This window comes from Ensifer sp. SSB1 (assembly GCF_016652895.1).
Classification (GTDB): domain Bacteria; phylum Pseudomonadota; class Alphaproteobacteria; order Rhizobiales; family Rhizobiaceae; genus Ensifer.
In genome coordinates, this window is the sequence record NZ_JAEPRP010000005.1 from 85,365 (window position 1) to 94,776 (window position 9,412).

10 protein-coding genes are annotated in these 9,412 nt (G+C 61.9%); 5 read left to right on the plus strand and 5 right to left on the minus strand.

The annotated features are described in order from the left end of the window. The 4 genes from secF to I8N66_RS02315 form a co-directional block, all read left to right on the plus strand. The coding region (gene secF / locus I8N66_RS02300) for a protein translocase subunit SecF (protein ID WP_291149196.1) at positions 1-472 on the plus strand (472 nt) is incomplete at its 5' end. A 541-nt stretch (positions 473-1,013) separates the two neighbouring features. Next, positions 1,014-1,226, plus strand: coding sequence for a hypothetical protein (locus tag I8N66_RS02305; RefSeq protein ID WP_113536487.1), 213 nt, complete (start codon positions 1,014-1,016; stop codon positions 1,224-1,226). A 212-nt stretch (positions 1,227-1,438) separates the two neighbouring features. Beyond that, the gene (locus I8N66_RS02310; protein ID WP_113536486.1) at positions 1,439-1,894 is read left to right on the plus strand and encodes an Rrf2 family transcriptional regulator; all 456 of its coding nucleotides are present in this window, start codon (positions 1,439-1,441) and stop codon (positions 1,892-1,894) included. A 145-nt stretch (positions 1,895-2,039) separates the two neighbouring features. Continuing rightward, complete coding sequence (locus I8N66_RS02315; RefSeq protein WP_113536485.1) at positions 2,040-3,050, plus strand: KpsF/GutQ family sugar-phosphate isomerase; 1,011 nt, start codon at positions 2,040-2,042, stop codon at positions 3,048-3,050. A 45-nt stretch (positions 3,051-3,095) separates the two neighbouring features. On the opposite strand, the gene I8N66_RS02320 is transcribed toward I8N66_RS02315, so the two are convergent. Further along, positions 3,096-3,620, minus strand: coding sequence for an Lrp/AsnC family transcriptional regulator (locus I8N66_RS02320; RefSeq protein WP_291149202.1), 525 nt, complete (start codon positions 3,618-3,620; stop codon positions 3,096-3,098). A gap of 48 nt (positions 3,621-3,668) precedes the next feature. Here I8N66_RS02320 and I8N66_RS02325 point away from each other — a divergent pair, with 48 nt between their 5' ends. After that, on the plus strand, positions 3,669-4,841 hold the full coding sequence (locus I8N66_RS02325; protein ID WP_291149205.1) for an MFS transporter: 1,173 nt from the start codon (positions 3,669-3,671) through the stop codon (positions 4,839-4,841). 31 nt (positions 4,842-4,872) lie between these two features. Here I8N66_RS02325 and I8N66_RS02330 read toward each other — a convergent pair whose 3' ends face one another. The 4 genes from I8N66_RS02330 to I8N66_RS02345 form a co-directional block, all read right to left on the minus strand. Next, entirely contained in the window at positions 4,873-6,183 is a 1,311-nt protein-coding gene (locus I8N66_RS02330; RefSeq protein ID WP_291149208.1) for a capsular biosynthesis protein, read from the minus strand. Between the two features lie 28 nt (positions 6,184-6,211). Beyond that, a complete protein-coding gene (locus I8N66_RS02335) occupies positions 6,212-7,804 on the minus strand; it encodes an LTA synthase family protein (protein ID WP_113536482.1) in 1,593 nt (530 codons plus the stop codon). A 97-nt stretch (positions 7,805-7,901) separates the two neighbouring features. Further along, positions 7,902-8,741, minus strand: a complete 840-nt coding sequence (locus tag I8N66_RS02340; RefSeq protein WP_291149212.1) for an SDR family oxidoreductase — start codon at positions 8,739-8,741, stop codon at positions 7,902-7,904. 97 nt (positions 8,742-8,838) lie between these two features. Next, positions 8,839-9,412, minus strand: a 574-nt coding sequence (locus tag I8N66_RS02345; protein ID WP_291149214.1) for an aminotransferase class I/II-fold pyridoxal phosphate-dependent enzyme, incomplete at its 5' end; no start/stop codon positions are given.

Sequence of the window (9,412 nt, forward strand, 5' to 3'; positions counted from 1 at the left end):
CGAATGGCACTTCGCCGTCGGCGCGATCGCGGTTCTGCTGCTCGACATCACCAAGACGATCGGCTTCTTCGCGCTGACCGGTATCGACTTCAACCTGACGGCCATCGCGGCCCTGCTGACGATGATCGGTTACTCGGTCAACGACAAGGTCGTGGTCTATGACCGCATGCGCGAGAACCTGCGCAAGTACAAGTCGATGCCGTTCTCCGACCTGATCGACATGAGCATCAACCAGGTGATCGCGCGATGCATCTTCACCTCGATGGCGACGGCGCTGTCTCTGGTGCCGATGGCGATGTGGGGCGGTGACGCGGTCAAGAGCTTCGCCTGGCCGATGATCTTCGGCGTTATCGTCGCGACCACGTCGTCGATCTATATCGGCGGCCCGATCCTGCTGTTCCTGAACCGTTGGTGGAAGGATCGGGAAGCGTCTCGCTCGACCACGACCCAGGCGGGCACGCCGGCCGCGTGACTTGGGTCTCGGTTTGAGCGCGATGCATTGATCCCGCTCTCAGGATACAAAACGTGAAGGGGCGGCCCGGCGGGCCGCCCCTTTTTTGTCTGAATGTGCTGTCTTTATCCCACTCGTGCCTTGCAGACTGATTCTTCGCTCCCTAGATAGCAAGGGTCTCCGGTTTCGGGGTGGGAGAACGGATTTGCGTCCGCGTCCCCCTAAAATTTGAAGGGCGGGAATTATTTTTCGCGTCTTCATCTTTTTAATTGACGGAATTGGTAGATTATTCTAGTTTGCCAATACGTGACGCGGGGAGTCCGCCTCACGGTTGTTCATCAAACGCACCGGCATGCTGATGCCGGGCCAGCCAAAGGAGAGTGACATGTTCGGAAACGTCTCGACCGCCGCCTTCTTCGGCACGCGTCTCCTTTGTCGTGCAACAGAGAAAAAATGGCTCATTCGCAATCTCTGCCGAATGTGACCGTCGAACCCCTCGAACTTTATCTTTTGCCGAAATTGAAAGTCTCCGCGCCTCCGGCGTGGAAGGAGCGTTATTTGTATGAGCAAGCAAGTTATCGAATTTGGCGGCGAAGCCGTCGGCGTGGTCGTCCCGGATGAAGATCGGTTCAAGTTCCTGGCGGTGAAGTATCACGTCTGGGATCTGGACGCGAAGCGCTTCGGTTCGGCCGAGGAAGCCCGTGCCGCGATCCGCCAGTTGCTGGCCCATCAGGCCGTCTCGGCGAACCGGCGGGGCCACAGCGCAGCCGCTTGAAACGGGTGAGGGAAGCCATATTCGGCTTTCCTCCCGCATTCGCCAGATAGATCTGAAAGTCGTCGTTGCTTCTGCTGCAAGCGTGGCCGCGACTTCGGCTAATTCCCCACTATAATTATATGTTGGCAGTACGTTTCTTGTGCTATGCCAAAATATATTTGCATTTGCGCGGATGATTCCCGTTTAGGGAGCCGCAGGGAAAGCGTGCCGGAATGCTGACGAAGAAGGGAAAATACGGACTGAAGGCTTTGGTCGATCTTGCGCGGCTGGAGCCGGGGGAGACCGCCTTCATTACCGAGATCGCACAGCGCAACAATATCCCGAAGAAGTTCCTGGATACGATCCTGCTTGAATTGCGCAACGCCGGCATGCTGCGCTCCAAGAAGGGGCCGGGTGGCGGTTACTCGCTGTCGCGGCCGGCTGCCGAAATCCGCATCGGTCACGTGATCCGCACGCTGGATGGCCCGCTTGCACCGATCCGCTGTGCCAGCCGCACGGCCTATGAAGTCTGCGAAGACTGCAACGATCCCGAAACCTGTCAGGTGCGGGTATCGATGACCACGGTGCGTGACGCCGTTGCCGCGATCCTCGACTCGATGACCTTAGAGGAATTCGCGGCGGACAAGTCGATGCCGCTCGAGACACTGGAAGAAAAGCGGGCCGGCTGACGAAAACGCCGCCGATTGGGCCGGTTTTCCCCCAAAGTCTGCTTCCAAGGCTTGGTTTGCCAAGAAAAAGCGCTTATCTGCCGTCAATGGTCTGGCGCGCAGCGTTGCAGCCTGCCGCTTAAGTCTTCGCAGAATTGGGGTCATCATGGGTTTGAGACAAGCATCGGCGCATGAGCGCACCGCGGTTGCGGCTTTGGAGTCGATCGGTCGGACGCTGACGACTGCAATGGTCGGCATCAAGGCGCTGGCAGATCACCTCGGCTCCGACGAGGCCTTTGCCCGCAACATTGTCGATGCCGTCGAATTGATCGGCGAAAGCCAGGGGCGTGTCGTCGTCTCCGGAGTCGGCAAGAGTGGCCACATCGGTCGCAAGATCGCCGCGACCCTGGCATCGACCGGCACCTCCGCCTATTTCGTGCACCCGACCGAAGCGAGCCATGGCGACCTTGGCATGGTCACTTCCCAGGATGTGCTGATCCTGCTCTCCTGGTCGGGAGAGACGGCCGAGCTGGCCAACATGCTCACCTACGCCAAGCGCTTCAATGTGCCGATCGTCTCGATCTGTGCCAATCGCGAGAGCGTGCTGGCGCGCAACTCCGAAGTGCCGATCGTATTGCCCAAGGTACAGGAAGCCTGCCCGCACGGGCTTGCGCCGACGACGTCCGCCATGCTGCAGCTCGCCGTCGGTGACGCGCTGGCGATCGCGCTTCTGGAACGCCGCGGATTTTCGGCCGAGGACTTCAAGACATTCCACCCGGGCGGCAAGCTCGGTGCGCAATTGCGGCTGGTCCGAGAACTGGCGCACGAGGGTGCCCAGATGCCGCTGCTGGAAACGGGCCGGCCGATGAGCGAAGCGCTTATCGAAATGTCGTCGAAGGGTTTCGGCGTCGTCGGCATCGTCGAGAACAGCGGCAAGCTTGCAGGCGTGATCACCGATGGCGACCTGCGTCGCCATATGTCGGGCGATCTGCTCCTGCAGCCGGTTGAGGCGGTGATGTCGCGCAATCCGCGCGTTATCCGTGGCGACGTGCTCGCCAGCGGCGCCATGGAGTTCATGCAGCAGCACAAGGTGACGGTGCTGTTCGTCGTCGACGATGGCGGAGCGCCGGTCAGCATCCTGCACATTCACGACCTGCTGCGCGCCGGCGTCGTCTGAGGGGGCCTGGGGCAGTAGGTTTGGCCGGGCGCCCGACAAAACTGGCTAGCCTTTGACCACAGCGGGCCAAGCGCTCGTCGTGCCGGGCTGCACTGGCCGTTCCAGATAGGTGGAAAGCACCACATAGCTCCGCGTCGCCTTGACGCCCGGCGTATCGTAGAGACGCGCCAGCAGCCCCTCGAGCGCATGCGTGCTTTCGGTGCGCACCTTGAGAAGCATGCAGGTATCGCCGGCGACCGAGTGGATCTCCTCCACCTCCGGGCATTCCTCGATGGCAAGCAGGGCCTGTGTCTTGCCCCAGCCGGTCGTGTCGACGTGGACGAAGGCGAGCAACGTCTTGCCGATCGCCTCCGGATCGATCAGCGCCGACACGCTTCGGATCGCTCCCGATCGCCTCAGCCGCTTCACCCGTTCATGCGCCGCCGGCGGCGAGAGTCCGACCCGTTCGCCGAGTTCGGCATAGCTGGTGGTCGCGTCCTCCACCAGCACGCCTAATAATTTTCGGTCCATCGCATCAAGCTCGCGCTCTGGCACACGCTTCCGCCGAATGTCATCTGTATTTTGATCCATTCCGGAATCTCCTCTTGCTGCAGAATTTCATTCTGCAAACATGAGGTAATGACGAACATCAATCAATCAGTTTCCGATGGCTCAATCGCCAAGGCGCGTATCCCGCCCTTTGCCTACGTGCTCACCATCTGCATCGGCGTCATCGGCTCCAATTCGCTCGCGCTCGGACCGATTGCGCCGGAAGTGGCGCGAAGCCTTGCGGCCGACGTTCCTGCCGTAATGACGGCTTCCGCCGCCTTCGGTCTGGGCACGGCGGTCAGCGCCATCTTTCTTGGCCGCTTCATCGATCGTCATGGCCCGCGTCGCATGTTGGCCGCGGCTCTCCTGCTTCTGGCTGCAGGGTTGGGCGGCAGTGCGCTCGCGCCATCGCTTGCGGTCCTCGTCGCTGCCCAGCTCGTCGTCGGTCTTGCCGCCGGCATCGCGCTTCCCTCGATCTATACCCTGGCCTCGGTCATTGCGCCGGCCGGCCGGGAGAGCGAGACGATTGGCTTGGTGCTGACAGGCTGGACGCTCAGCATGGTGGCGGGCGTGCCGTTATCGGCCGCGATCGCTGACTTTGCGGGCTGGCGCGGGGTTTATGTCATCGTCACATCGGCAACGTTGATCGCCTGCGCTGCTGTCAAGTTCGCGCCGGTGCAGGAAACCGTCACCGGCAAGGCGACATCGCCGTTGGCGGCATTGAACGTTCCCGGCGTCGCGCCGCTTCTGATCGCCTGCGCTGCCTTCATGGCCGCATTCTATGGCGTTTACGCCTATATCGGCGAGCACTTGCATGTCGCACTCAGCCTGCCGGTCAGCGCCAATGGTCTCATCGCCGTTTCCTATGGGTTCGGTTTCGGGGCCGCCGCCTTTCTCGACCGCCTGATTGACCGTTTCGGCGCGAGCCGATTGTTACCATTGATCTTTCTGGTGGTTGGAGGTGTCTACGTGGCCATGGCGGTGGCAAGCGGCTCCTATACGGCCATGTTGGCCGTCGTCTTCCTCTGGGGGCTTGCGAACCATTTTGGGCTGAATGTGCTGATCATGCGCCTCACGGGCCTCGATCCCGGCAAGCGCGGCGCGGTCATGGGGCTGAACAGCGGCGTCACCTATCTCGCGCTCTTTGTCGGCACGATCGGGTTCGGCGCGGCCTATGCCCGGGTTGCCTTCTTCATGCTGCCTTTGGCAGCGGCAGGCCTGATGCTGCTGGCAGCGTTAGCCGTCGCGACGGCGCGGCGCTAGGCTGGCACAGCAGCCGCCACGTCAGCCTTCGTCACGCGGACGAGGCGACCCTTGACCGCTTTTCCGGCTTGCGGCGGGGCGGCGGGTCGATAAAGGCGCCGGGCTGGTTGAGGCTGTTCTCACTGAGGCGCTTGGCAATCGCCTCTGCACCCGCATCGCTTCCGGCGCGCGAATAAAGATTTCCACGCACCTGGATCGAGGCGGCGAGGAGGCGGAACATCGCATTCGCCAGGTCCGGTTCCGGTGCCTGCGGTGCGCGCCAGAAATTGTCGAGCGACTGCTGGTCGGTCAGTCCGGCGATATCGAACACGGCGGTGCCGAGCACCTTCACCGGTCGCCCCTGCTTCAAGGCATGCAGACCGGCCGTCGAATTGACGGTGACCATGCCTGCACTGGCCTCTCCGAGCGTATCGAGGTTGCCGCCATCGAGATAGAAGATGCGCCCGCCAAGGCCCAGCGCGGCTGCTCGTTCTTCGATGATCCTGCGCCAGGGGATCAGGTCGTTGTCGAGCGGGTGCACCTTGAAGACAAGGCGTGCGTCGGGCGCGGCAAAGGCGGCGAAGGAAGCCAACGCCTCGGCGATCGCGTCCTTCTGGCTGTGGAACGGTGAGTGCGCCCGGAGCTGGAAATCGGTTTCGAGCTGCAGCGGATAAACGAAATAGGGGGCGTCGTCCGAAAGCAGCTTGGCAACGGTCGTCTCGGCCTCGGCGTTGCGTCGCTTTTCGGTGAAGAGTCGGCGGATCCAGCCCGCATATTCGGCAAGCGGATGGAAGATCGCGTGGCGTCGATAATGCGGGAAGAGAAACCAGAGAAAGACGTTCGGCAGATTGTAGAGCAAGTCATAGCTCGCATCGGCGAGGAACGTCTGGCTGTAGTGCCTGCGCCAATCCGGCTCGGGCACGCCCGCTGCCGCTGCAAGTATCTGCACGGGATCAGCAGGAAAATGCGAATTCGAGGACATGCCATTGCGTTCTAGCGTCAGCCAGTCCGGTCGCAGATACCCCATCTCGACAATGGCGACGCTAACACCTGCGCGGCGTGCGACCTCGGTTGCTGCCTGGTGGTACGCCCGCTCCTCACCGAGCATGAGCATGTCGGTGACGCCGTGCTCCGCGACGAAGGTCGTGAGATAGGCAGGCCAATCGGCTGCCGTGCCACGATAATTGTAGGCGCCCTTGCGGCCCCAGATGATCTGGTCGCCGACATTCAGGTTGATCCTCAGGCACGTGTGCCCGCGCGCTTCGAGCCGGTTGGCGATCTTGCGGAAGATCGACGAAGAGGGTCCCTGCAGGAACAGGAATACCCGTCGCTTTGGCCGATTGGCCGCTCCGGTCGATGTCATCGAAGCGTTTTCCATTCGTCCACCGCCGCTATCGCAGCGTATCCTTTCTCAGGTTGGCGTGGTTGAGCAGGTCTTCGACCAAATTCCAGGCCTCGACGTTGCTCGGTTCCACCGGCTTGTGGGAGGACGACTTTGCCTTGGCAAGCGGTACGATCAGGTAGTCGGTGCGCGGATCGGGGAAGGGATCGGCAAAGGATTTGAGCAGCGGCGCATGGTCGCCGTAGAACACGAGCCAGACCGGGCGGTCCAGCTTGTCCAGGCGCTCGCTGAGCGTGTTCAAGGCAGCGTCGGATTGTTCCAGAATGGCCAGATAGATATCGACGGGATTGGTGAGATCGTCGACGCGGCCCGGCTCCCATGGGCCGTGATTGGCCATGGACGCAACGAAGATGAAACCGCTTTCGTCCTCAGGCAGTTCTTCGCAGGCGTCGATCACCTTTGCTGCGAGTTTCTCGTCGGAGACGTAAGGCCCGTCTCTTTCGGGCCGATGGTCGAAGCCGTCGAGCATCGTCAGCTTGGAAAAGCCGAGCTGCGGCATCGCCTTGTGGCGGAGGAAGAAGGTGCGGTCATAGGGATGGATGAAATGCGTGTTCCAACCGGCACGCTTCATCTTCCCCGGCCAGACCACGTCGGCATAGTGCGAGGCCCTGAGATAGGGGTAGCTGGCATCGACATGGATGTCGTCAGGCACGAGACCGCTGATGACGGCGAACTCCGTGCGCAGCGTATAGCCGCCTTCAAAGACGCTACTGAGCCGGCCCCATTGCACCGCCTCGCGCCGCAGCCGGTCCAAGGTCGGCATGTTGAGCGTGCCGACGCCGAAGTGCCGCATGTCGATGAAGGATTCCGATTGCCAGACCACGATCAGAGGCGAGCCGTCGTCTCCGATCAGATCATGCACGGCCGCGCGGACGATCTCGGAGAGTTCGGCGACGATCTTTTCGCGCCGCACGCCAAGCCAGACGATGAAGCGGAAAACGACCGAGCCGAAGGTGCCGAAGCGCACCGTGTTCATCTTGACGTCGAGCACCTTCAGCAGTCTTTGCACCAGCGCCGCCGTCGGGCGGTTGACCGGGCCGTAGAACAACAGCAGCCATGGACCGTAGGCGATGCCGAGCATCATCAGGATCCAGAACAGTTTGCCACGATCGGGCAAGACCGCCGGCTCGAAATACATGTAGAGGCCGGAAACGCCGAAGACATAGAGAAAGGCGACGGTCCAGAAGACGACGTTCAGCGAACTCGCGTAGAAAATCGTCTTGTACTTGAAGACGTCCACGACGAGCGCGATGTCGGAGAAGATCAGCGGCTCGCGGATGAACTTGAACTTGGCGCGGGAAATGCCGGTGAAGATGATGAAGAAGCTCATCGTACCGGCCGCGGCATAGAGCGGCCGCCAGGAGCCGGCGAAGAAGCCGGCAAAGACCAGCGCGATGACCGGCAGGCGGGCAAGCGCGTCGATCACATCCTGCGTCCGCCCGAACGGCGACGGGTGGGCGCGCCGCTCCCGCTTCGGCAGCGCAAAGCGGTCGGTAAAGAAGATCACCGCACAGGACAGCACGTAACAACAGAGCGTCAGTGTTCTTGGGTAGTCGTGCAGCTGAAAGGGAAGCAACGCCAAGCGGAAACCTTCATGTCTTCATGCCGGCCGAAGCCGCTTCATGCGGCACAGCGTCCGCCCGACACTTAGATCTTATCGCCTGGACGTACAAGCGCAGTCAGGTCTGGCGCTCAGACACTCCACTATTATGCGTCGCGGTGTTGCTGCCACGCGCGATCGCCCTGTCGAACCACCAGTTAAGCAACGGGCGGATGGCCGGCGCGAAGCGGCCGAGGAGAAAGAGCGTCGTACCGAAGTAGACTTCGAACCGTCCCCGGTCGATTCCCTTGGCAATTGTCTTCGCCACTGCGTTCGCCGGCCAGGGACGGACGGTGCCCATGATGATGGCGGCCTCCGGTGGGCGGCTGGCAAGCTCACGCTGAAACTGCGGCGTCTCCGTATCCGGAGGAAAACACACAGAAACACTGACGCCGTGGCTGCGGGCTTCCGAGCGCAGCGCCTGGGCGAAGCCGTGCAACGCGAACTTCGACGCGCAATAGGCAGAATAGCCGTAGATGCCGATGAGGCCGGCACCGGACGAGATCATCATGATCCGACCGCGTCCGCGTCGCTTCATGCCGTCATAGACGGAGCGGACCGCATGCACGGTACCGGAGAAGTTGGTGTCCATCTGGCGGCGGAACGAAACGCTGTCGAGCTCCTCGAAACGGCCGGGCTCGACGATGCCTGCCGATGTCACGAGGATGTCGCAGGGTCCGAAGGCCTGTTCGCACCTTAGGACCGCCGCCTCGACGTCGTTTTCCGCAGCGACATCGGCAGCTTCGATCCTGATATTGCCGGCACTGCCGCCGCTGGACGTTGCCAGCTTCGCTTGTGCTTGTTCCAGAAGATCGCGGGAACGGGCGATCAGCGAGACACGCGCCCCGCGCGCCGCATAGATCGATGCGACCGAAAATCCGATACCGCTTGAGCCACCGGTGATGATCACATGCGTCATGCTGATGTTCCACCCTAGAGCAAATTCCGGGAAGGCGCCAAGCGGGCTTGCGTCCGGTTTTGCGCGAATGCAACGCGGCCGCACACGTGGATGGCTCTTAGCGCGCCGAGAGTGCCTTCATCATCTGATCGATGTCGATGCCGCCCAGTCCGAAGTTTCGTTCGGTGAGGTCTGTCAGCCGTTCCGCGGTCAAAGTCACCGTCCGGCGGATCTGTTCTTCCGTGTGGTCGCTGGTGATGAAGAAGCGCAGGCGCGCGAGCCCCTCGGGCACAGCCGGGTGGATGATTGGCAGCGCATTGACACCTTCGGCAAGCAGGTCATTCGAAAGCTGAACAGCGCGCAGGGAATCCCCAACCAGAACCGGGACAACGGAAAAGCCGCTGCTAAGGCCTGTGTCGAGGCCCGCTTCCTTGGCAAGCTTCAGGAACAGGGCACCGTTGCGGCGCAACGCTGCTGTCCGCGCCGGTTCGCGTTCCAGTACGTCGAGGCTCGCGGTTGCTGCGGCCGCCAGCACGGGCGCGAGGCCGACGCTGTAAACGAAGCCGCCTGCGGATGCCTTCAGCACCTCGACCAGCGCTTCGCTGCCGGCGATGTAGCCGCCGCAGCTCGACGTGGTTTTTGACAACGTGCCCATCCAGATGTCGATCTCGTGTGGATCGACGCCGAAATGT

Excerpts from the sequence above, each read along its gene's own strand:
- I8N66_RS02315 (WP_113536485.1), top strand. The coding sequence starts at position 2,040 with ATGGGTTTGAGACAAGCATCGGCGCATGAGCGCACCGCGGTTGCGGCT.
- I8N66_RS02305 (WP_113536487.1), top strand. The coding sequence starts at position 1,014 with ATGAGCAAGCAAGTTATCGAATTTGGCGGCGAAGCCGTCGGCGTGGTC.
- I8N66_RS02320 (WP_291149202.1), bottom strand. The coding sequence starts at position 3,620 with ATGGATCAAAATACAGATGACATTCGGCGGAAGCGTGTGCCAGAGCGC.
- I8N66_RS02325 (WP_291149205.1), top strand. The coding sequence starts at position 3,669 with ATGACGAACATCAATCAATCAGTTTCCGATGGCTCAATCGCCAAGGCG.
- I8N66_RS02310 (WP_113536486.1), top strand. The coding sequence starts at position 1,439 with ATGCTGACGAAGAAGGGAAAATACGGACTGAAGGCTTTGGTCGATCTT.
- I8N66_RS02340 (WP_291149212.1), bottom strand. The coding sequence starts at position 8,741 with ATGACGCATGTGATCATCACCGGTGGCTCAAGCGGTATCGGATTTTCG.
- I8N66_RS02330 (WP_291149208.1), bottom strand. The coding sequence starts at position 6,183 with ATGACATCGACCGGAGCGGCCAATCGGCCAAAGCGACGGGTATTCCTG.